The sequence below is a fragment of the Sinorhizobium glycinis genome (assembly GCF_001651865.1).
Taxonomy (GTDB): domain Bacteria; phylum Pseudomonadota; class Alphaproteobacteria; order Rhizobiales; family Rhizobiaceae; genus Sinorhizobium; species Sinorhizobium glycinis.
Genome location: NZ_LPUX01000067.1, coordinates 278,043 through 299,235, shown reverse-complemented (window position 1 = coordinate 299,235; position 21,193 = coordinate 278,043). Strand labels below are relative to the sequence as shown.

Genomic DNA, 21,193 nt, shown 5'->3' with positions numbered 1-21,193 from the left:
GGTATTCGCCTCGATGAAGCGGTCGCTCGGTCTCGGCGAGCGTCTTCGCCAAGGCCTCGGTATCGCTGTGCTGGCGGGCGTCATGGCAATCGCGCTCGGCCTCGACACGGGGCTGCTTGCGCGCCTGTCCTATGCGGGCACGACGAGCCTCGAGCAGTCGCTCCTGAACCGGCTCCGCGTCGGCTCCTCCGAAGCGAAGGCGAGCCATCGTGCCGCACCAACCACGGATGTTCAGCATCAGACCTATCGTAGCAACCTACCGGTCGAAGGGGCCTTCCCGCCGCTGGAGGGCGCCGTAACGTGGCTCAACTCCGAGCCGCTAACGGTCGAGCAGCTGCGCGGCAAGGTCGTGCTCGTTGATTTCTGGACATACTCCTGCATCAACTGCATCCGAACGGTGCCCTATGTTCGAGCCTGGGCTGAGAAGTACCGGAATCAGGGGCTGGTGGTGATCGGTGTGCATGCACCTGAATTCGCCTTCGAAAAACGCATCGACAACGTCAAGCGGGCAGTCCGCGATTTCGGGATCAGCTATCCCGTCGCGATCGACAACAACTATGCGATCTGGCGCGCCTTCGGGAACAGTTACTGGCCGGCGCACTACTTCATCGATGCGGAAGGACGGATCAGGCACCATCACTTCGGGGAGGGTGATTACGCGCAGTCGGAGCGCGTCCTTCAGGAATTACTGGCGGAAGCTGCAGGCAGCCGCAGGGGTGATGGCGGCCTTGTGACGCCCGATGCGAAGGGCGCCGAAGCAGCCTCCGATTTCGCCAACCTCCAGTCCGGCGAGGACTATGTCGGCTACATGCGCGCCGGCAATTTCGTGTCGCCCGAAGGTGTAGCAGCCGATGAGGCGCGCGACTACACAGTCGGAAAGCCGCGCCTCAATCAGTGGGGCCTCGCCGGCAACTGGACCGTCGGCGCCGAGCAGGCGACACTCAATCGCTCTGGAGGATCGGTCACCTACAGGTTCAGCGCGCGCGACCTGCACCTCGTCGTCGGCCCAGGGGTAAGAGGCAGGCAGGTCCGTTTTCAGGTGACGGTCGACGGCGTCGCTCCGGGTCCACACCACGGTTCGGATATCGGCCCCGACGGCAGCGGAACGGTGAGCGAGACGCGCCTCTACCAGCTCGTGCGCCAGTCGGGTGAAGTGCGGGAGCGCACTTTCGAGATCCGCTTCCTCGATCCCGGCGCGGAAGTCTTCGTTTTCACGTTCGGATGAGCGACAGGAAACTCGGACAGTGAAGAATGCGGCCCGTGGGCGATCTGTCCGGAACTTCGTGAACATCACAATCACTATGGTCAGTAAAAAAGGAGAGGTCTGATGCGCAAATTTGTGATGACCATTGCAATCATCGGGCTCGCTGCCGCGCCTTGTGCCTGGGACACCGATCCGCGAAACCCGTCCGCAGTCGCGACGCTATTCGCCAGGCCGATGTCGCCGGCAGATGCGAGTGCGGTGCCGGCAAAACCTGAAACCATCCGCAACGGTCCCCTGATGGCTGGCCAGATAATAAGGGGCCCGCTACCTCCCTTGGTGAGAGCATGTCCTAAAAAGCTGGATATATGACATTTGAGACATTGCGCTTTACCCCTACTGTGGGAGGCTCCAAACTCAAAACGAATGGAGCCTGTCATGACCCAGCATTCGAAAGGCACCGCGCTGATCACCGGCGCTTCCTCCGGCATCGGCGCGATCTATGCCAATCGCCTCGCGCGGAGGGGATATGATCTGATCCTCGTCGCCCGCAACCATGCCCGCCTCGATGGACTGGCCAAGCGCCTAACCGACGAGACCGGCCGCGCCATCGAGGTTATTGCAGCGGACCTCGGCAACAAGGCTGACCTGGGCCGCGTCGAGAAGGTGCTTCACCAGGACGCCAGCATCACCCTGCTGGTCAACAATGCCGGCGTCGGTGCGACCACGCCGCTGCTCGCATCCGATGTCGACAAGATGGAAGAGATGATCGCGCTCAACGTCAACGCGCTCACGCGGCTGACCTATGCAGCAGTCCCCGGTTTCGTTGAACGTGGCGGCGGCGCCATCATCAATATTGCTTCGATTGTCGGTATCGCGCCGGAGGTGCTGAACGGCGTGTACGGCGGCAGCAAGGCTTTCGTGCTTGCCTTCACCCTGTCGCTCCAGAAGGAACTTGTCGACAGAAATATCCGCATACAGGCAGTCCTCCCGGGCGCGACGGCGACCGATTTCTGGGGCATAGCCGGCACGCCCTTGGAGCACGTGCCGAGCGAGATCGTCATGCCCGCAGAGGACATGGTGGATGCCGCGCTCGCCGGTTTCGATTTCGGCGAGCGGATCACCATTCCTTCACTGCCCGATGCCGCCGATTGGGATGCCTACGAAGCGGCGCGCCAGAAGCTTATCCCGAACCTTTCCCTCAACGTGCCTGCAACCCGCTACCGAGCCGGGATCAGTTAAAGCGCAGTCCGAGAGCAACGGGCCGGCACGTGTGTCCGACGTCCTTCCAGGCGTCTCACCTGCCGGCTCGAAAGTCGAGGCGGCGCTGCCGCGACGGTAAAGGGAGATCTGAAATGAACACGCCAGCTTTGACGGTGAGAAATGCGCTGTTCCTTGCCACGGGTTTGGCGGGATCATTCCTGGTGAACCTGTCAGCGCAGTTCGCATCGACCAACATCGCCGATATTCAGGGAGGCCTTTCCTCCACCGCAGACGACGGCTCCTGGATACTCACCGCCTATATCATGGGCAGTTGCGTCGGCGTCGTAACGTCTGGCCTGTTGATCGGGGCATTGAGCATCGGCCGTTATCTGGTTGTAAGTTCAATTTTGTTCGCAGCTGCGGCGATCGCCTGTGCGATAACGACCGACGTCGGCACCATGATTGCTTTCCGTTGTGTGCAGGGCTTCGCAGCGGGCGGATTCGGGCCTGCGGCGTTCGTGGCAATCTTTATGGTCGCCGGCGGCCCGCGACTGTCCTATGCCGTCATCATCCTGGCATTTGCGCTCCTCTTTGCCGGAACGGCAGGGCCTGTGGTTTCCGGTTTCATCGAGGACAGTTTCGGCTGGAGAGCTCTATTCCTGATTCAGGGGGCTATCGGCGCGCTGCTGGCGGTTGCCGCCCGTATGTGGGTACCGCACAAAGCGTCCAGCTGGTCGGCGCTCAAGGCTAATTGGGTGACCATTACGCTGTTGTCGCTTGCGCTGACGAGCCTGGTGCTGGTCCTCAATCAAGGCACGCGCCGGTTCTGGTTCGACAGCGAAATCATTGTCTGGGGCACGCTCGTATCCGTCGCCGCCTGGGCCGGGTTCATATTCGCGATCCGCTTTTCCCAGCTGCCGTTTATAACGCCGAGGTTGCTTGTCACACGGAGGTTCGGCATTCCGATAGGACTCAATTTCCTGTTGCGTGCCGGCCTGGTGGTAAGCTCCTATCTGGTGCCGCAGTTCCTTGGGATCGTGCAAGGCTATCGCCCGCTCGAAGTCGCCGAACTGATGCTGTGGGCGGCAGCGGCGCAGTTGATCGTTTTCCCGCTGGTCTGGTGGTTCCTGCATCTGTTCGATCTGCGCGTGACAATGGGACTGGGCGTCGCCCTGCTGGCTGTCGGTACAATGCTCATGGCCAATGGCACGGCGTTCTCCGCTGGTGAACCGTTCTGGCAGGCGCTCGCCATCTATTCGGCGGGCCAGCTCTTGCTCTTGGCCCCGGCCATGGTTGTCGGCACGGCGATCCTTAAACCTGCGGACCTCCCGACGGCATCGCTCGTATTCAATGCAAGCAATCTGGTCGGAACGACGCTCGGTATCGGCTTCATTTCGAACTTCGTCGTCGAGCGTCAGAAGTTCCATTCCAGCGCCCTTGCCGAAAGCGCGTCGCTCGACTACGCCCTCGGGGCGGATCGGATCTCCAGTCTCGGAGCTCTTGCGAGCCGAGCGGCCGACAATGTTGGCGCCTGGGCGGCATCGCAAATTGCTTCCGCAGCACAACGGCAGGCATGGGCGCACGCTTTTGCAGATGGCTTTCTTCTCGTCGCCATTATGTTGATGCTCAGCACCGTTGCGGTCTTTGCGATTGGCCGTTCGCCGCCACTACGCCGCGCGGTCAAGATTTCTCCGGATGAAACGCCGTGAAGCGGCAAGCGCCGCATGGGGAAGTCTGCTCGTGAAGGCTCGTTATAGTGGTTTAGGCCATGTCGCAAATATCGTATATCCGGCAATTCCAGACAGGGAATTGCACCATGCATCGGATCGGCTTTGTTGTCTTTCCAAAATTCCAGCTCATGGGCTTCGCGGCGGTCACTGCCTTCGAGATGGCGAATGTCGCCCTTGGGGAGCCGGTCTATGAGATAGAGTTGCTTTCGGAGAGGGGCGGAGAGGTCAAGTCGTCAGCCGGCTTCGGCGTCCTCACGAAACCCTTCGACGGTACCCCCTATGACACCGTGATGTTCGGTGCCGGGACGACTATCGAGCCGATCACACCGGGGCTGATCGACTTCGCGCGTCACGCGCTGCAAACAACGCGGAGGGTGGCAGCGCCATGTACCGGCGCCTTCGTGCTTGCGGAGTCGGGCCTGTTGGATGGGCGCCGGGCGACGACGCACTGGGCCTTTGCGCGCCAGTTGCAGGAGCGCTTCCCGGCAGTAAAGGTCGAAGAGGACCGCATCTTCATCGTCGACGGCAGCGTCTGGACGTCTGCCGGGATGACCGCCAGCATCGATCTCGCGCTCGCGATGATCGAGAAGGACCACGGCCAGGGCGTCGCTCGCTCGGTCGCGCGCAAGCTTGTCGTCTATCATCGGCGTGCCGGCGGCCAGTCGCAGTTCTCGGCGCTTCTCGAGCTCGACCCGAAGTCTGATCGGATTCAGCGTTCGATCGATTACGCCAAGGCAAACCTCCGCAGCGTTCTGTCGGTGGAAAAGCTGGCGGATGCGGCGGGATTGAGTGCGCGGCAGTTCAGCCGTGCGTTTCGGGCCGAGACAGGACAGTCGCCCGCCAAGGCCGTGGAAAATCTCCGGGTGGAGGCGGCCCGGCTGATGATGGAGCAGGGCCGGCATTCCATGGACGTGATCGCCGAGGAAACCGGCTTTGCCGATCGCGATCGCATGCGCCGGGCCTTTCTTCGCGCGCTTGGCCAGCCGCCCCAAACGATCCGGCGGAATGCGCGTGAGAGCGCATAGGCAGCCAGGAAGCTGCCAAATGACTGCTTGGATAGGAAGCTTCACCCTGGACCTCGGAAAGCGCAGACGCGCGGCATGAGATTGTATCCCAATGTGTCTGCCCGCCTGATTTCGACATAGGCTTTCAATTTCACCGACGGCGGACACAGTGGAGATAGGTCGGTGCCCGCATCTGCTGCTGTCTTCATTCAATCGGGGAAAAATCGATGACAGAGGAAATCAATCGGCCGAGGCGGCATTTCATCGGGATAGCGGCACTGGCCGTTGCTGCCGCGAAGCTCAGCATGACAGGTATCGCCCAAGCGCATTCAGCGAGCCAGGTCCGCATTCCTGCGACCGCGCCTGGGACGAACACGTCCTTCGCCTCGCTAAAGCAGATCCACGCCGGCGTCCTTGATGTCGGTTATGCCGACCTCGGTGCGGGCGATGCGCCGGCGGTCATTCTTCTGCATGGCTGGCCCTACGACATCCACACCTATGTCGATGTGGCGCCGCTGCTGGCGGCGGCCGGTTACCGGGTGATCGTCCCCTATCTGCGCGGCTACGGGACGACGTGTTTCCTGTCGCCCGACACGCCGCGCAATGGCCAGCAATCGGCGATTGCCACCGACATCATCGCCTTGATGGATGCGCTAGGCATCGAGAAGGCGATCATCGGCGGCTGTGACTGGGGAGCGCGGACCGCCAACATCATCGCCGCGCTCTGGCCGGAGCGCTGCAAGGCCCTGGTTTCCGTGAGCGGCTATTTGATCGGCAGCCGTGAAGCCAACAAGAAGCCCTTGCCGCCGAAGGCCGAGCTTGCCTGGTGGTACCAGTTCTACTTCGCCACGGAACGCGGACGCGCCGGCTACGAGCAATACCGGAACGATTTCGCCAGGCTGATCTGGCAGATCGCATCACCGAAATGGAATTTCGACGACGCCACCTTCAACCGCAGCGCGGCGGCCTTCGAGAACCCGGATCATGTCGATATCACGATCCACAATTACCGCTGGCGGATCAGCCTCGCCGACGGCGAGCGGAAATATGACGGTCTGGAAGAACGGCTCGCCAAATTCCCGTTGATCGGCGTTCCGACGATCACGTTGGAGGGCGATGCCAACGGCGCCCCGCATCCCGAGCCCGCAGCCTATGCCAAGAAGTTCCCGAGCAAGTACGAGCATCGGCTGATTACGGGCGGCATCGGCCATAACCTGCCGCAGGAAGCGCCGCAGGCCTTTGCCCAGGCGGTCGTAGACGTCGATCGTTTCTGATCACTTTCGCCCGTGTGTCTTCCAGGCCCACAAAGGTCGCTGTACACTTCTCGGAGCCCTTCCAGTCAATCGGGAAGGGCTACAGTTGCTGCGCGCTTTTGCGTGTCGCTTCCAACAGCGTTTCCAGGAAAAGTGCGTCGCGGTTTTTCGTACGGATATTCGCGTAGTTCCAAAGAGTAGATCATTTCACTCCAACTGCACGGAAACGATCTAGCACCGATTTCGTATCGCAGTGTGTCCATTCCGCGTTCTGCCAGCATTCGCTTACTTTTCGGCCGCATCACGAAACATGCCATACACGTGCGCAGCGGCATATGTGCCTCGATAGTCGGACAAGGCAATCGCGCCTCGGCGTCATCAACTCTGTCGCAAGGAAGGACACTATGACTGCAATCGAAAAGGTACTTTACACCGGCAAGACTCACACTACCGGTGGTCGTGACGGCGCATCCCGCAGTAATGATGGACGTTTGGACGTCAAGCTCTCGTCACCCGGCAGTTCGCGGCCGGGGACCAATCCGGAGCAGCTTTTCGCCGCCGGTTGGTCGGCCTGCTTCATCGGGGCGATAGGGAAGGCTGCGAGCGAGCGGAAGGTAACACTCCCCGCTGATCTGGCGGTGGATGCCGAAGTGGATCTTGGCAACGGCGCCGGTGGCTATTTCCTGGGGGCACGCCTCAATGTGAGCATGCCCGGCATCGACCGCGACACAGCCGGGGCGCTGGTCGATAGGGCGCATCAGACCTGCCCTTATTCCAAGGCCACGCGCGGCAATATCGAGGTCGCGATCAACATCGTCTGAGGTGAAGAGGATGCTCCCGACCGGAGAGCCTCTGATCGGGGGCGCCATCGTCGAGAAACCACGAGTTCCAAGGAGTGACTCGGGCGATTCAGCGATATCGGTGCTTCGGAACAGCCACAGGCGTTCACCGAGGAGCTCCAAAGCCTGAGCCAATGCACGAGTGAAACACTGGTGGCGCTGTGCGCGCCTATCGAAACAGAAGGAGAAAAGCCATGGTCACCGCTAACAAGAGCGAGAGAGCGCTGCCGCTCGACATGAAACTCGAGGTCATCGTTGTCCCCGTATCGGACGTCGATCGCGCGAAGGAATTCTACGGTAGCCTCGGCTGGCGGCTCGATGCCGAATTCGCCGACGGCGACGACTATCGGGTGATCCAGTTCACCCCGCCCGGATCCGGCTCCTCGGTCATCTTTGGAAAGAGTGTTACCGACGCGGCGCCGGGCTCCGCCCAGGGACTGTATCTTATCGTCGCCGACATCGAGGCAGCCCGCGAAGAGTTGCGCAGTCGCGGCGTCGATATCAGCGAAGTATTCCACGGGGGCGACGTGTACTCGGGCAGCGACGAGCCCTACCTGTTCGGGCGGGTCCGGGTGGGCGGTCCTGACCCCGAGCGCCGCAGCTACCGCTCCTACGCCTCCTTCAGGGATCCGGATGGTAATGGCTGGCTCCTCCAAGAGGTCACCGCGCGGCTGCCCGGACGCATCGATGCGGCCGCCACGACGTTCGCCTCGGTCGCTGATCTTGCGAGCGCGTTCCGCCGTGCGGAGGCCGCCCACGGCGAATACGAGAAGCAGCTCGGCCATCGGGACGAGGACTGGCCTAGCTGGTACGCCGACTACATGGTCCGAGAGCAGACTGGCGCCCCGCAGCCGGCATGATCGGCTGGCGGCAAATGCAGCAGCAGGGCGGGCTCGGCCGCCCTGCTGTCTTGGGACTAGGCCGCCGACTCATAAACCCGAAGCCAGAGCCGGATGACGTTGGGTGGTGCCGAGAGACTTCGCGGATAAAATGAAAGCTTTTGGTCGTGGAATTTCAAATGCAACGCTGTGGAAATCTGTTCGAACCGCTGCAACTGCCTTGCGGTTTAACTCTGAAAAATCGGATTGCGAAATCAGCGATGTCGGATTCCTTGGGCGACGGGACCGGCCATCCGACTGCCGAACAGATCAGGCTGTATCAGCGCTGGGCCGCAGGTGGGTTGGCCGTATCCATAATCGGTGAGGTGCAGCTCACCGCCGGTTACGCCGAGAACCCCGGCAATCTGGTACTTAATGATGCCTCCGACCTTGACCGGTTCCGGAGACTTGCCCGACATGGCGGCGCAAACGACACCAAGCTTTGGCTGCAACTCGGTCACGCCGGAGCGCTAGCGTACGCGCCGACGAGCAACCCCAAGGGCCCGAGTGCCCTCGATCTGCCAGGTCTGCGCTGCGTGGAAATGACCTTGGACGAAATGCGTCAACTGCCGTCGGAGTTCGCGAGGACAGCCTGGTTGGCACAGCAGGCCGGTTTCGGCGGCGTCCAAATTCATGCGGCGCACGGATTCTTGCTTGGCCAATTCCTTTCGCCACTGTTCAACAAGCGCAGCGACGAATACGGAGGGCCAATCGCCAATCGCATGCGTCCTCTGCTGGAAGCTATCGAGGCAACTCGCGCAGCCGTCGGACCGGATTTCCCCATCGCCGTGAAACTTAATTCCTCAGACCAGCTTGAGGGCGGGTTCGACAAGGAAGATGCGCTCAAGGTGGTGGCGGCGCTGGACCGATCTTCGGTCGACCTGATCGACATTAGCGGCGGGACTTATTTCCCCGGAGCAAAGTCTGCCTCCGACGGAACGGGACGCGGACCCTACTTTCTCGAATTTGCAAAGCGCGCCCGCGCGGTAACGACCAAGCCCCTTATGTTGACAGGCGGGTTCAAGACGCGCGCGCAAGCCGAGGACGCTGTGGCAAGTGGTGCGGTCGACATTGTCGGTCTTGCGCGCGCGCTCGTGCTTGAGCCTTCACTTCCCGACCTCTGGAAAGCAGATCGGAAACTTGAACCGTTCTTTCCCAGATTCTCCGATCCCCCGGAGGGCGGGGTGACCGCGTGGTATACCATGCGGCTGACCGAGATCGGCGCGGACAAAGAAACGCCGGTTTTCGGCGATCTCGGCCAGGCAACCCGAGACTATGAAGCGCGCAACAAATCTCGAACAATAATTTGGTTGCGGCACTTTGCCAATGATGTCGTGGGACAAACCTAAAGGCGATCCGCAGCTATGCCATTGTCCAGATCCCGACTTAGACGGTCACTTGGTCAGCCTGGGAGTCCATTTCGAATACGGTCATCGGCTATCGATCGTTTATCAGTCCACGTCCTATCTATTGGCGGAGGGCGATTTCCGCCGCCAAGCCGCCACCTTCGCGGTTGCGCAGAGTGAGTGTTGCGCCGATTGCGGTCGCGAGCTGTTGGGCGATGGCAAGGCCGAGGCCGGTCCCACCCGTGTCGCGGCTACGGGACTGCTCCAATCGGAAGAAGGGCTTCAGCACGGTATCCAGCTGACTTTCCGGAATGCCGGGCCCGCGATCGAGCACTTTGATGACCACGGCGGCGTCGCGGCGCTGCACCTCGATATCGGCATTGCCTGCAAATTTCAGCGCATTGTCAATGAGGTTCGTGAGAATGCGTTTCAACGCCTGCGGCCGAGTCACGATTGCGCCGTCTGCTAAATCGCCGAGCGTAACCGCCTTGCCGATGTCCTGATAGTCATAGGCGATACTCTCGATGAACGAGGCGAGATCGATGCGTGAGACTTTTTCCTCCTTGCCGTGAGCGCTGCGCGCATAGGCGACGCCTTCCTTGACGAGGCGTTCGACTTCGCCGAGGTCCTGAATGAGCTTGTCTTTGTCGACGGAGTCCTCGGCCATTTCGGCGCGGAGCTTCATGCGGGTGATCGGCGTTTGCAGATCATGCGAGATCGCCGCGAGGATCTGCACGCGCTCCTCAAGATATTGCGTGATGCGATCGCGCATCGCGTTGAACGCCGTGGCGGCATAAGCCACTTCCGTCGGCCCGGCCTCGCTGAGGCGCGGCGCATTCCTGTTCGGGTCCAGCGTGTCGGCGGCTCTCGCCAAGTTGGCAAGAGGACGGATGGCCTGGCGCATGGCGAACCAGCTGCACAATACCAGGAGGGAAAGCTGCCCAAGGAGCACGTAAGGCAGCCAGTCGGCGACAGGCGTGACACCCCTGGGGGTGATGTCTATCGTCAGCGGTTCGCCGTCGCTCAAGCGCAGATGCGCCTGAAGATGGCGGCCTGCCCCGGGGATCGATTCGACCTCGATCGGGTATTTTGCAGCTATTGCACCCTGGATCTTCGACGCCACCTCGGCGTCGTCCGGCTTGAGAACAGGATTGCCGGGGATGCCCGGCCCCAGAACGAACCGATAGGAGCCGCGAGCGAGTTGACCGAGCCAGCCGGCGCGTTCGGCCGCAGGCAGCCGGTCGAGAATAGCGATCGACGTCGCGACGTCATTCTCGAGCGTATTGAACATCACCGATCTCGCGGCGACGTAGCGCTCCGAAAACAGCACCGCGAACGACATGGCGTGAGCGATCGCCAGGCCCGCAAGAAGAATAATGAAGAGCCGCGCCCTGAGCGTGCGCGGCCATAGACGAATTCCGTTGAGAACCGCGGGCGGCATCAACGCGGCTCCAGGATTTCGACCGGCGTAGAGAATACATAGCCTTCGCTGCGGACGGTTTTGATATAGGTCGGCTCGCGGGCGTCGTCGCCAAGCCGCTGGCGAACCCGGCTGACCAGGAGATCGATGGACCGGTCGAAGAGTTCGGCCTCGCGTCCCTGTGTCAGATTGAGCAGCTGATCACGGTTGAGGACGCGCTGCGGGTGGTCGACAAAGACGCGCAGCAGCCGGTATTCGGCGCCGCTCAACGCAATGGCCGTGCCGTCGGCATCGATGAGGTGTCTTGCCGTCGTATCGAGCTTCCAATCACCGAAACGCAGTACCTGGCCGGCCTCCGAGATCTGCAGGTTCGGAGGCAGCATGCGCGCACGCCGCAGGACCGCCTTGATGCGGGCAAGCAACTCGCGCGCCGAGAACGGCTTAGCGAGGTAGTCATCCGCGCCCATTTCCAGCCCGATGATGCGATCCATCTCGTCGGAGCGGGCGGTCAGCATGACAATCGGTGTCGCTTTGTTTTTTCCCACCCGCAGCTCGCGGCTTAGAACGAGCCCATCGTCGCCTGGCATCATGAGGTCGAGAATTATGAGATCGACCGTGTTGGCCTCGAGGAACGCGCGCATCTGGCGCCCGTCGGCGACGGCGGTAACGCGCAGCCCGTTCTTCTTCAGGTAGCTCGACACAAGCTCCCGGATTTCCCGATCGTCATCGACGACCAAGATATGATCGATGTGCTCCATGACGCAATCTCCACCGTTCGACTGTCAATTTCTTATCAAACTGAGAACGCCGTGGTAGCAGTATTCACCGCTTCGCGCGCCTGTCACGAAGCAAAGTCTAAGGTCGACGCAATGGACGGAAAGCGGCGCGGAGCTCGGCGCTGAATAGCTCCGGCTCTTCCCAGGCGGCGAAGTGGCCGCCTTTGTCCACGCGGTTGTAGTAAATCAGCTTGGTGTAGGCCCGTTCTGCCCAGCTCTTCGGCGGTCTGTAAACTTCGCCGGGAAAAATCGTCACCGCCGCCGGGATCGCGATAGGGGCCAACTTGCTGGTGCCGGCGCTGTTCTCCCAATAAATCCGGCCGCTCGAGGTCCCGGTGTTCGTCAGCCAGTAAAGCGTGATGTTGTCGAGGATCTCGTCGCGGCTCAACGTGCGTTCCGGTTCTCCCCGGGTGAACACCCAGTCAGCGAGCTTGTCATAGAACCACGCCGCCAGTCCGACTGGCGAGTCGGCAAGGCCGTAACCGATGGTTTGCGGACGCGTCCCCATGATTGCCGCATAGCCGAAGCCTTTAGTGAGGAATTCCCTGGTCTCTTCGAACACCGCCCGTTCCTCGGCGGCCAACTCCGCCGGCGCAGGATCACCGCTTCGCAAGGCCCTGGCAACTTCCGGCGGGATGGTGGTCGAGCGCTCAATCCTGTTGACGTGGAAGCCGAGCAACCCCGGAGGAGCCTGGCGGCCCATCGCATCAGAAATGATGGCACCCCAATCGCCGCCCTGTGACACGTATTTCTGGTACCCAAGGCGCTTCATAAGGAGGTCCCAGGCGCGGGCGATGCGGTCCGGATTCCAGCCAGTACCCTTCGGCTTCTCGGAAAAGCCGAAGCCGGGAATGGACGGTAGCACGAGATGGAATGCATCCTCCGCGGTCCCACCATGCGCCGTCGGATCCGTTAGAGGACCGATGACTTTCAACAGCTCGAAAACCGAACCCGGCCAGCCGTGGGTCATGATGAGCGGCAATGCGTTTTCGTGACGCGAGCGAACATGGATAAAGTGGATGTCAAGGCCGTCGATATTCGTTAGAAACTGAGGCAAGGCATTGAGTTTCGCTTCGGCCTTACGCCAGTCATAGTGCGTTTCCCAGTAACGGACAATTGACTGAAGCTTCGCAAGCTGCACGCCCTGGGTGCGGTCGTCGACCGTCTCCGGGTCGGGCCAGCGTGTGGCGGCAAGGCGCTGTCGGAGGTTGACGAGCTCTGCCGCCGGCACATCCACACGGAAGGGGCGTATGTCACCGGCTTCCAAAGGTGTCGCGGCCTCCACTTGGGCGAGGGCCGTCGCAGGGCGAAGCACCGCAAAGGCGGCCACCGCGGCTCCATTCAGGAGCAGAGCCCGGCGAGACAGCGCGGAAACGCCGGTTGTTTCCTGTGCGGTCATTTTCGCACTTCCTTCCACGTGGTTCTCAATGTCCTTGTTGAAACGCTCACTTGACCGGAACGACGAGCGGGGTGCCCTTCTTGACTATATATGTGGCAAGCTCCGATGCCTTGCCGCTGCCGACATTCTTCGCCACGTGCGCCACTCCGGCCGGGATGAACAAAGCTTCGCCGGCACGAAGGGTGACCGGCACTCTGCCCTCGAGCTGATATTCCAGCGAGCCTTCGAGCACATAGGCCACCTCTTCGCCCGGATGAGAGTGCTTGATGGAGACTGCGCCGGGCTCGAAGTCGACGCGCACCTGGACCGCCTCACGACCAGGGACGCCGAGGTCGCGCTGCACGAGATCGGTACGCTGAATTCCCGCTTGCTGCGCCTTGGCCCCGTGCAGCGCCAATCCGCTTGCAACGATCAGCAGCGCAGCCGCCATGATTCGAGGCGTTCTCATATGCTCGTCCTTTCAGCATTTGGGTCGAGGCTGGTTTTTCGAAGCCAGTGCCGCCATTTGAGCGCCTATGTGTATTGACGCTGTGTCCGCCGGGCCGGACTTTTGTAACGGCATGTATCGCGGAACAACGGAGCGAACACGGCGCCCGATCGGCACGCATTGCTTTGAGGAAGAGGGCGCGCGACACATGAAGGCGCGGCCCCTGATGGCGGGAGGCGCGCAGGCTCCCACCCAGCGAGCGGGGCGCCCGGCGGGGTCAGCGAGGCGAGGTATCGCGGCAGCTATTACCCCCTGGAGACAAAGCCCTATCCTTTGCGTCGGGAACAGTTTGCGAAGTGCCGGGGCAGCACCGGCATTGACAAAAAATACCGATCGGTATATTTCTGGATCATGAAGAAATCTGAGCGAACCCGACAGTTCATCGTGGAAAAGACAGCCCCCATCTTCAACGTGAAGGGCTACGCCGGTACGTCGATCGCCGACATGACGGAAGCCACGGGACTTACAAAAGGCAGCATCTATGGCAACTTCGCCAACAAGGACGAGGTCGCCTTGGCTGCCTTCGAGCATAACTGGCAACGGGTGAAAACGATGGTGCGCGTGGAAATGGACAAGCGCACGACCAGCAAAGACAAATTGCTCGCCCTCGTGGACGTGTATCAAGACCTCCAGTCCCACGACTTCCCTCAGGGAGGCTGCCCTCTGCTGAACACGGCAGTGGAGGCGGATGGCACTCACCCTGATCTCCGGGAAAAAGCGATGGACGCCTTCAACGGCTGGCTGAAGAACATCGTCACGGTCATTGAGACGGCTGTTGCCGCCGGGGAGTTCCGGGCGAGCGTTGATGCGGAACAGACCGCCCTTACGCTGATCGCCCTGATTGAGGGGGGGCTGATGATCTCCCAACTGACCGGCAATGTCGGTCACCGCATTGCCGTTATGCCTGCCGTGGAAAAAACGATCCTCGACCTCACGTGACGGCGGCCGAGTTCCTTGCGCAATTGGAGAAACCAATGAACATGCACCTGGAAACGGAAAATTGCCTTTGCCCTGTTGATGGGCGTCGTGACGACCGGGATCATCTCGTTCGTACTTCTCGCCCTCAATGTGGGTTTTTCTGAAACGTTCGCCGGCGCATGGCTGCGGTCCTGGGCTATCGGATACGTGATCGTCATTCCCGCGATCCTTCTGGTCGGACCCCGGCTGCAAGCCTTGGTCGACCGCGCGGTTCAATGAGCCAGCACACGGCACAAGCCGAGGGAGACTGCCATGATCAGACCATCGCTATCTGCGTTTGTTGCCCTCCTTTTCAGCTCTTCGATAGCCTGGGCGTGTGATGACCCCGCGCAAACGGAGAAACTGGACATCGATTACATCGAGACAAGTCCGGACATCACCCTCAGAAGGATGGTGGTGCAAAACTCCAGCCCGAAGGGGACGGTGCTCTTCCTCCATGGTTTTCCAGAGACCCTGTGCGTCTGGAAGGATATTTCCCTTGCGCTCGCAGATGATTACGAAGTCCACGCTTTCGACTGGCCCGGCTACGGTCTTTCCTCGAGGCCTCCGGCCGACAAGTTTTCCTATGCGCCAAATGAATACGCCCGCGTCCTGCACGACTACATCGAGAAGGCGAACATCGACGACTCCAAGCTCACGATCTACGCGACGGACATCGGAGCGCTGCCGGCACTTCTTCTGGCGCTGGAAAAGCCGGACATCGCCAAAATGATCATCGTCGGCGATTTCGCGCCGTTCGACCGGCCGCAGTACATGTACGAGAGCTTACAAAACCTGAAGTCAGAGCCATCCGCAGGGAAGACACGCGCCTACATGAACCAGACACGCGCGGAAATCCTGGAAAATGCCTACAGGAGAGGTTTACCTGAAGAGGCACAATTCGATCTTTCCCCGGACGTCAAAGAAGATATGTCCAGAGGATGGGACCATGGCGCACTGACGTCAGCGGACGCCTTCTATTACTACTATTCCAACTTCACGCGAGACGAAAACTACTTCGAGGCCAACACAGACAAGCTGACGACCCCCGTTAAAGTGATTTGGGGCGAGAAAGACATTTACATCAAAAAAGAAATGGGCATCGAGTTAGCCGAAAAGATCAAGGCACAGCTTCGGCTTCTTCCGAACGTCGGTCACTACCCCCACCTGCAAAGTCCGAACCAGACCATAGAAGAGATTCGTGAGTCGTTCCAATGAGATGGCTCTGCCGTCGCGATGTCACTTTTAAAGCCGAGAAGCCAGGGGCCAGATTCTTAAGTTAGCTGCAATTGCGAGGGCGCCTCGATAACGCTGCTGAATTGCGCTTTGGCCTCACCCATCCATCTGGCCGAGCAGCGTTCGGAGCGCTCCGGGGCGGGCGGTTATAGCTGTACGGGGCGACACAGTAACCGCGGCAGCGTGATCTCAGAACAGCGCGTAATCCGACAGGTCGATTGTGACGGCGTTGAAATCGCGGTTAAGAGTGCCATCCGGCTTGAGTGTGAACACGCTGCGGCGGGTCGGGAACTTCAGCCCGTCAACGTCGACGTAATCAGATATAAAGTGCGCAGCCGGCGTGTCCGCCCACACGTCAACCGTATAATCGTGACGGCACAGCAGGCCGTCCGAGCCGAAGTAGAAGCGCTGTTCTTGCGTGTGGCTGTGTACGCCATCGGGAAAGCGCACTGCTACGCCGCGAAACGTCTCGCCTTCGTTTTCGATCGGGGCAACATCGCGAGCTTCATAGCCGGGCTCGCCGAACACGAACGGCGTCGCATGGTACGTCCACATGGCATAGCCGTTGAAGTAGGCGAGGTTCAGCGGGTCCCATTGTCCGTTGAAACTGCGATCGAACGCTTCACGTCCGTTGTCTCGCTCGGCGATAATCGAGCCGTCTCCGGCGCTGATCTCCACATGCTCGGGAGTCCAAGTCATCGTCCAATCCGGTTCTCCAAAGGGAGTAACTCGGGTCCACTGGCGGCGGAACTCGCTTGTTGCACGCCGCGGCACAGGGATCAAAGGAGCGCCTTTCAGCTCCCATAGCTTGCCACCAGTCAATATGGTTGAGGCAACACCCTTAAACTTGCGCCAGCAGTGATGCCCGCCGTGTGCTTCCAGAGCTTCTTCCAGCAACGGGTGCAAATTGCCAGACATTGATCTTCTCCTCAATTGGGATCCATGACGATTAATTTACCACCTTTAAGGACGCATCGCTTCAATCGCCGTTCCAGGCCAGGTGGGGAGGCGACGATGTTGCGACCGCGCCGCAAGTCCACGTTGACTGGCAAGCCCTCCGGGTACATTGCTCCAGGCATTTCATCGGCCACCTTGCGGGCCAGCGGACAAATCGCGTTCCGAGTGATGGCCCCGACATGGCTCACTATCATTTTCGCCGGTGTAACAGCGTCATGACCAAGGTCTTGCCATTGAACCGAATTTGACAATGAGTGCGGCCAGCGTCGCAACGAATAGCACGTAGGCGAGCGCCGCCTGCCAGGCCCCGGTGGGAAAACCAATCAGCAGCAGCGTGTCGTTCCCACCGGGAATGAGGAGCGCACCCAATCCCATGAGGATGCCCGCAAGCGTTCTCTTGACCATGGTCGCCACTGTCGGCCATTTCAGCATGAATCCTTGCTTCCCAAGTCTTGCGGAGACAAGACTGCCACCGAACATGCAGACAGAGATCAAGGCACCTGCGACCGGTGTCGAAGCGATCGGTCCAAAGGATGCAGTGATCGAGAACCCCGGCGCAAGACCCGCCAGGATCGCAGAGGTGATGCCGATCGCCCCCATCACCAGCGTCAACTGCCGGAAATTTGACTCGGATCTGCGTGAGACACCGAGCCTCAGCGCTACGATGGCCAACAATGCAAGCGCGAGCAGCGCCGCCTCTAGCGACGGGGGAGCGCTTGTCGGTGGCTGATGCGAAAGCAGATCAAACAGGGGTTCAATGTATAGGACCGCATAAATGCCCAGAAACGTGAATGCGAATCCGAGTTCGCCATTTCCGATATGCCCAACAGACCCGAACACACAAGCGTCGTTCACATAACTGCCGAGCCCAAGCAAAATGGCCGCAGGAACCAGGTAGCTGAGTGGCGACCAACCCTCCTGCATCATTGGTTCCGTTTCGAGGATTGCGTAGACGAGGGCCGCCCAGGCGACACATTCGATCAAAGCGATGAAACGTGCCGGCCTCCTCTCCGATACCAACTGCCTCGTGGCGATGACGGTGCAGATCGATCCCCGGTTCATCGCGAAACCGAGAACAAATCCCAGCGCTGCGGCCAAAGCCACACTCGCCCAGATCTCCAAGCTGGCGGCGACAGGTCCCATGCCTGATATGTTAATGAGAGATTCGCTCATTCGGCAAACGGCCTCGCGCACCGCTCCAGTTTCAGACAAATTCAAGCATTCATTACTGATGGCCGTCGCTGCGATTTCGGCGGCTGCTGGCGAGCCTGCGGACGCGCGACGACCGCGCGTCCGCAAAGCGTTGCTGCCATTATTTTTCGAGCGCAGCCTGTGGCATGTTTCGGAAACTGATCGCCATGCGATTGTAGGCGTTCATCAGGCCGGTCGCGATCGTCAGATCGACGAGTTCGTGCTCATTGAAGACAGCGCGCGCAGCCTCGTAGGCTTCATCGGGAACGCCGGTCTCGGCCACGCGCGTCACCGTTTCGGCCCAGGCAAGGGCGGCTCTCTCACGTTCGTCGAATAGATTGCCAGCTTCCCTCCACGCCTGCACCAGCGCGATCTTCTCGATCTGTTGCCCCTTCTTCAGCAGGTCGCGGGTGTGCATGTCGAGACAGTAGGCGCAATTGTTGATCTGCGAGATGCGAAGATAAACCAGATCGACCAGCACTCCAGGGAGGCCGCTCTGCATAATGTAGCCGTAGACGCTACCAAGGGCTTTGGCGCCCGCCGGTGCGATCTGGTTGTAGTCGAGACGCTTGCTCATCGTTCTGTTCCTTAAAGGTCGGTTTTACTTGATGGGAGTGGTCAAGGCCTTTTCGTCGCTATCGAGGACGAATACGGCGAGGAGCTTTGCGGGCTTGGTGTTGCTCGCATTGCGGCTGACGAGATGCTTGGACGCCGGCGGTTCGTGCCAGCTCTCGCCGGCGCGGTAGATCTGCCTCGGGCCGTCATTCACCTTCGACTCGATTTCTCCGGAGAGCACGTAGGCGAAAATGAACGACGAGTCCGCGTGCCTGTGCGGTACCGATGCCCCGCCCGGCGGATAGTCGACGATTACGGCCTTCAGCGTCTTGCCCGGAATGTTGGGAATGGCCTCTTCGAAATGTGGCGTAACAACTTCGCCGGGGTCATGCGCTGCGGCAGGCATGGCGGGGGCGATGGCGATGGCGGCGCAGGCCGCGCCTTTGATGAACCGTGCATTCATGATGACGCTTCTCCTTTATGACGTCTTCTTGGGAAAGCGAGCCCGTATCCTCTCGGCATGAGGAGTTGGGACGGGCTCGCTTGCGGCAGCCAGTGCAGTGCGGAAGGATGAGCACATTGGCTGCCTCGAACGATCGTTGGCTTTCTCCGGCAACAGTTATTTATGCCCCCGCATGATCAAGCGACGACGATGCGCAAAGGGTCTGCAGCCGCAAGAGCCGCGGCGCGTTCGGCACTCTGCGGATAGTTCCATTCGGTGTTGATCCTGGTTTTCAGCCTTTTGGCTTCGGCACCGGAAAGCTTTATCTGGCGGTCCCGCCCTTCGGTGTAGACTGCACCCCATGGGCCCAAATCCAGGCACGTGACGTACTTCTCCTGGCTGTAGGGAACCGGCTCCACTCCGAGCAAATCGGCCGCGACGTTGTGTCCCGCGGAGCGGCCGAGGTTCTGCGCGTGCTGACAGCTCATCATCGTGCGGTTGCCGGCATCATCGGTCGCGGCATACGCAACGTCGCCGGTCGCGTAGACGTTTGAATGACCGATCACCTTGAGGTTCCGATCGACGTGAAGACGTCCAAAGCCATCTTTCTCCGCGTCAATCTGCTTCGTTATCGGATTGGCGCGAGCCCCTGCCGTCCATACCACGGTTGCGGCGTCGATCCGTTCGCCGGACGCCAGCGTCACGCCCTCGGGATCGATGGCAATGATCTCGGCGCCGAGACGCGTCTCCACCCCAAGTTCCGCGAACGCCTGCTCGATGACCGGGCGAGGGCCTGGTCCTAGATCCGGTCCAATCGCATCATTGCGCTCGACGACGACGACGCGGATGCCGGCGTCCTCTCCAAGCGCGGCACGAAGACGATGCGGCATCTCTGCGGCCGTTTCGATCCCGGTGAAGCCGCCGCCGGCGACGACCACCGTGTTGCGGGAACGGCTTTCCGGAAGGCGCCCCAGTTCAGAAATATGTTCCTCGAGCACCGCGGCGTCGGCAAGCTGGTCGACATTGAAGGCGTGCGCCAGCCCCGGGATGTCGGGACGGAACAACACGCTGCCAGTCGCCAGAACAAGCTTGCTATAGCTTATTGTGGTCTCGCGGCCCTCGTCGTCCGAATAAGTCACGGTGTTCTTTGCCGTTGAGACAGCCGTCGCATAGCCTTTGATGAAGCGTACGCCTGCATTGGCGAATATCTCCGACAAGGGTGCCTTCATCGTGGACGCGTTTTTCTCGTAGAGGCGTGGGCGGATGTGCAGTTCGGGCTGCGGGGCGATTACCGCAACCTCGACAGAACCGTCCGCCTTTCCCTGCTGGTCCAGCAGCCGCATGGCACCAAGTGCCGACCACATTCCGGCAAAGCCGGCGCCGATAATCAGAATTCGTACGCTCATTTCTGTTCCTCTTCGACAAGGCTTCGCTTTCGGCGGGACGACGTCCAGCCGGTCAGACGATTGCCGTTCAGCTAGCTGTCTCCGGAGCGGAGACGGGTTCCGCGACGATCTTCATGGCACCGCGTTAACTACGACTAATCTAATCGTAGTTAACGCGCAACGATAATTCCGGCCGATTCTGGCGACGCATTGTCCATACGAGGGAGACGGGAGAGGCATTGCAGAAACGGATCACCAATAGTATCTACGACTACATTTGTCGTTGTTTTAGCGGTGATTCCATGGCGCATGTAAGCGCAGGCGTTGAATACGCTCTTCACTGTCTCGTTTACCTCATCGATGCGGAGGAGTTGGGCCAGCCGGCAAGCGCGCGCGATCTTGCCGAGTTGCAAAGGGTCCCTGCCGAATTTGTTGCGAAGCTTTTCACCAAACTCCAGAAAGCGGGCATCGTCGTCGCCCGTGAGGGAATTGGCGGTGGCTTTGCGCTCGCGCGTCCTGCCACAGACATCACCGCACTCGATGTCATCGAAGCCGTCGATGGGCGTAAAGCGCTGTTCGAATGCAAGGAGATCCGTGCTCAGTGCGCGCTTTTCGGAGACCGCACGCCCGCCTGGGCGATGGACGGCGTCTGCTCCATTCACGCGGTGATGCTCGAGGCTGAGAAGCGGACAAGAGAAGTGCTGGCCGGTCACACGCTGGCAAGCATCGCCGGACGCGCAGCGGCGAAGGCACCCAAGGATCATCGGGGCCGCGTAAAGGCTTGGCTGGCGGCGCGCACGCCGCGGCGTCGCCGCCGCGGCAATCCAGCAAAAGGTTGATTGATATGCGGTCCTCTGCGGAGAGAAGTGCGTTCAGTCTGAACGCGCTTCCCTGGCTGCTCGCCTCGATGAGCAGGCATGAACGCGAGGACAGA

At 60.5% G+C, this 21,193-nt stretch carries 22 protein-coding genes; 13 read left to right on the top strand and 9 right to left on the bottom strand.

The features are described 5' to 3' along the window. From AU381_RS26410 to AU381_RS26370, 9 genes are all read left to right on the top strand, one after another. Positions 1-1,225: thioredoxin family protein (locus AU381_RS26410; RefSeq protein WP_064244568.1), on the top strand; the 1,225-nt coding region annotated here is incomplete at its 5' end. Positions 1,226-1,327: 102 nt separating this feature from the next. Then, positions 1,328-1,573 carry a hypothetical protein gene (locus AU381_RS26405; RefSeq protein ID WP_064244536.1) on the top strand — a complete coding sequence of 82 codons (246 nt, stop codon included), beginning with the start codon at positions 1,328-1,330 and terminating at the stop codon, positions 1,571-1,573. A 66-nt stretch (positions 1,574-1,639) separates the two neighbouring features. Next, positions 1,640-2,443 (top strand): SDR family NAD(P)-dependent oxidoreductase, encoded by an 804-nt coding sequence (locus AU381_RS26400; RefSeq protein WP_064244535.1) that lies wholly within the window; start codon positions 1,640-1,642, stop codon positions 2,441-2,443. Between the two features lie 113 nt (positions 2,444-2,556). Beyond that, on the top strand, positions 2,557-4,113 hold the full coding sequence (locus AU381_RS26395; RefSeq protein WP_064244534.1) for an MFS transporter: 1,557 nt from the start codon (positions 2,557-2,559) through the stop codon (positions 4,111-4,113). 107 nt (positions 4,114-4,220) lie between these two features. After that, complete coding sequence (locus AU381_RS26390) at positions 4,221-5,159, top strand: GlxA family transcriptional regulator (protein ID WP_064244533.1); 939 nt, start codon at positions 4,221-4,223, stop codon at positions 5,157-5,159. A 206-nt stretch (positions 5,160-5,365) separates the two neighbouring features. Beyond that, on the top strand, positions 5,366-6,412 hold the full coding sequence (locus tag AU381_RS26385; protein WP_064244532.1) for an alpha/beta fold hydrolase: 1,047 nt from the start codon (positions 5,366-5,368) through the stop codon (positions 6,410-6,412). Positions 6,413-6,795: 383 nt separating this feature from the next. Beyond that, entirely contained in the window at positions 6,796-7,212 is a 417-nt protein-coding gene (locus AU381_RS26380; protein WP_064244531.1) for an organic hydroperoxide resistance protein, read from the top strand. A gap of 212 nt (positions 7,213-7,424) precedes the next feature. Beyond that, positions 7,425-8,090 (top strand): VOC family protein, encoded by a 666-nt coding sequence (locus AU381_RS26375; RefSeq protein WP_064244530.1) that lies wholly within the window; start codon positions 7,425-7,427, stop codon positions 8,088-8,090. 146 nt (positions 8,091-8,236) lie between these two features. Further along, entirely contained in the window at positions 8,237-9,457 is a 1,221-nt protein-coding gene (locus AU381_RS26370) for an NADH:flavin oxidoreductase/NADH oxidase family protein (RefSeq protein WP_244520151.1), read from the top strand. 118 nt (positions 9,458-9,575) lie between these two features. Here AU381_RS26370 and AU381_RS26365 read toward each other — a convergent pair whose 3' ends face one another. From AU381_RS26365 to AU381_RS26350, 4 genes are all read right to left on the bottom strand, one after another. Then, positions 9,576-10,895: an ATP-binding protein gene (locus AU381_RS26365; RefSeq protein ID WP_064244529.1), complete on the bottom strand. Its 1,320-nt coding sequence runs from the start codon at positions 10,893-10,895 to the stop codon at positions 9,576-9,578. Beyond that, positions 10,895-11,632, bottom strand: coding sequence for a response regulator (locus tag AU381_RS26360; RefSeq protein ID WP_064244528.1), 738 nt, complete (start codon positions 11,630-11,632; stop codon positions 10,895-10,897). Before AU381_RS26360 ends, AU381_RS26365 begins: the two co-directional genes overlap by 1 nt. A 97-nt stretch (positions 11,633-11,729) precedes the next feature. Further along, complete coding sequence (locus AU381_RS26355) at positions 11,730-13,049, bottom strand: epoxide hydrolase family protein (protein ID WP_064244527.1); 1,320 nt, start codon at positions 13,047-13,049, stop codon at positions 11,730-11,732. 46 nt (positions 13,050-13,095) lie between these two features. Next, the gene (locus tag AU381_RS26350) at positions 13,096-13,497 is read right to left on the bottom strand and encodes a cupin domain-containing protein (RefSeq protein ID WP_064244526.1); all 402 of its coding nucleotides are present in this window, start codon (positions 13,495-13,497) and stop codon (positions 13,096-13,098) included. 390 nt (positions 13,498-13,887) lie between these two features. Between AU381_RS26350 and AU381_RS26345 the strand changes: the two genes are divergently transcribed. From AU381_RS26345 to AU381_RS26335, 3 genes are read left to right on the top strand one after another with little or no spacing between them, the layout of a single operon-like run. Next, positions 13,888-14,475: a TetR/AcrR family transcriptional regulator gene (locus tag AU381_RS26345; protein WP_064244566.1), complete on the top strand. Its 588-nt coding sequence runs from the start codon at positions 13,888-13,890 to the stop codon at positions 14,473-14,475. A 60-nt stretch (positions 14,476-14,535) separates the two neighbouring features. Beyond that, the gene (locus tag AU381_RS26340; protein ID WP_483151401.1) at positions 14,536-14,733 is read left to right on the top strand and encodes a DUF2798 domain-containing protein; all 198 of its coding nucleotides are present in this window, start codon (positions 14,536-14,538) and stop codon (positions 14,731-14,733) included. Between the two features lie 33 nt (positions 14,734-14,766). Next, a complete protein-coding gene (locus tag AU381_RS26335) occupies positions 14,767-15,711 on the top strand; it encodes an alpha/beta fold hydrolase (RefSeq protein WP_064244524.1) in 945 nt (314 codons plus the stop codon). Positions 15,712-15,918: 207 nt separating this feature from the next. Here the strand turns inward: AU381_RS26335 and AU381_RS26330 are convergent, their stop codons facing one another. The 5 genes from AU381_RS26330 to AU381_RS26310 form a co-directional block, all read right to left on the bottom strand. After that, on the bottom strand, positions 15,919-16,647 hold the full coding sequence (locus tag AU381_RS26330) for a hypothetical protein (RefSeq protein WP_162273466.1): 729 nt from the start codon (positions 16,645-16,647) through the stop codon (positions 15,919-15,921). A 252-nt stretch (positions 16,648-16,899) separates the two neighbouring features. Next, on the bottom strand, positions 16,900-17,859 hold the full coding sequence (locus AU381_RS26325; RefSeq protein ID WP_064244523.1) for a YeeE/YedE thiosulfate transporter family protein: 960 nt from the start codon (positions 17,857-17,859) through the stop codon (positions 16,900-16,902). Positions 17,860-17,998: 139 nt separating this feature from the next. Next, on the bottom strand, positions 17,999-18,454 hold the full coding sequence (locus tag AU381_RS26320) for a carboxymuconolactone decarboxylase family protein (protein WP_064244522.1): 456 nt from the start codon (positions 18,452-18,454) through the stop codon (positions 17,999-18,001). A gap of 24 nt (positions 18,455-18,478) precedes the next feature. After that, entirely contained in the window at positions 18,479-18,895 is a 417-nt protein-coding gene (locus AU381_RS26315; protein ID WP_064244521.1) for a cupin domain-containing protein, read from the bottom strand. A gap of 176 nt (positions 18,896-19,071) precedes the next feature. Next, complete coding sequence (locus tag AU381_RS26310) at positions 19,072-20,280, bottom strand: NAD(P)/FAD-dependent oxidoreductase (protein ID WP_064244520.1); 1,209 nt, start codon at positions 20,278-20,280, stop codon at positions 19,072-19,074. 218 nt (positions 20,281-20,498) lie between these two features. On the opposite strand from AU381_RS26310, the gene AU381_RS26305 reads away from it, so the two are divergent. Then, positions 20,499-21,098: an RrF2 family transcriptional regulator gene (locus tag AU381_RS26305; RefSeq protein WP_244520149.1), complete on the top strand. Its 600-nt coding sequence runs from the start codon at positions 20,499-20,501 to the stop codon at positions 21,096-21,098. Positions 21,099-21,193 lie beyond the last annotated feature (95 nt).

What these genes read in the sequence shown, in the direction of transcription:
- AU381_RS26380 (WP_064244531.1), top strand. Translation starts at nt 6,796, where the DNA reads ATGACTGCAATCGAAAAGGTACTTTACACCGGCAAGACTCACACTACC.
- AU381_RS26350 (WP_064244526.1), bottom strand. Translation starts at nt 13,497, where the DNA reads ATGAGAACGCCTCGAATCATGGCGGCTGCGCTGCTGATCGTTGCAAGC.
- AU381_RS26335 (WP_064244524.1), top strand. Translation starts at nt 14,767, where the DNA reads ATGATCAGACCATCGCTATCTGCGTTTGTTGCCCTCCTTTTCAGCTCT.
- AU381_RS26345 (WP_064244566.1), top strand. Translation starts at nt 13,888, where the DNA reads ATGAAGAAATCTGAGCGAACCCGACAGTTCATCGTGGAAAAGACAGCC.
- AU381_RS26365 (WP_064244529.1), bottom strand. Translation starts at nt 10,895, where the DNA reads ATGCCGCCCGCGGTTCTCAACGGAATTCGTCTATGGCCGCGCACGCTC.
- AU381_RS26355 (WP_064244527.1), bottom strand. Translation starts at nt 13,049, where the DNA reads ATGACCGCACAGGAAACAACCGGCGTTTCCGCGCTGTCTCGCCGGGCT.
- AU381_RS26320 (WP_064244522.1), bottom strand. Translation starts at nt 18,454, where the DNA reads ATGAGCAAGCGTCTCGACTACAACCAGATCGCACCGGCGGGCGCCAAA.
- AU381_RS26390 (WP_064244533.1), top strand. Translation starts at nt 4,221, where the DNA reads ATGCATCGGATCGGCTTTGTTGTCTTTCCAAAATTCCAGCTCATGGGC.
- AU381_RS26405 (WP_064244536.1), top strand. Translation starts at nt 1,328, where the DNA reads ATGCGCAAATTTGTGATGACCATTGCAATCATCGGGCTCGCTGCCGCG.
- AU381_RS26325 (WP_064244523.1), bottom strand. Translation starts at nt 17,859, where the DNA reads ATGAGCGAATCTCTCATTAACATATCAGGCATGGGACCTGTCGCCGCC.
- AU381_RS26315 (WP_064244521.1), bottom strand. Translation starts at nt 18,895, where the DNA reads ATGAATGCACGGTTCATCAAAGGCGCGGCCTGCGCCGCCATCGCCATC.
- AU381_RS26330 (WP_162273466.1), bottom strand. Translation starts at nt 16,647, where the DNA reads ATGTCTGGCAATTTGCACCCGTTGCTGGAAGAAGCTCTGGAAGCACAC.
- AU381_RS26395 (WP_064244534.1), top strand. Translation starts at nt 2,557, where the DNA reads ATGAACACGCCAGCTTTGACGGTGAGAAATGCGCTGTTCCTTGCCACG.
- AU381_RS26375 (WP_064244530.1), top strand. Translation starts at nt 7,425, where the DNA reads ATGGTCACCGCTAACAAGAGCGAGAGAGCGCTGCCGCTCGACATGAAA.
- AU381_RS26385 (WP_064244532.1), top strand. Translation starts at nt 5,366, where the DNA reads ATGACAGAGGAAATCAATCGGCCGAGGCGGCATTTCATCGGGATAGCG.
- AU381_RS26310 (WP_064244520.1), bottom strand. Translation starts at nt 20,280, where the DNA reads ATGAGCGTACGAATTCTGATTATCGGCGCCGGCTTTGCCGGAATGTGG.
- AU381_RS26360 (WP_064244528.1), bottom strand. Translation starts at nt 11,632, where the DNA reads ATGGAGCACATCGATCATATCTTGGTCGTCGATGACGATCGGGAAATC.
- AU381_RS26400 (WP_064244535.1), top strand. Translation starts at nt 1,640, where the DNA reads ATGACCCAGCATTCGAAAGGCACCGCGCTGATCACCGGCGCTTCCTCC.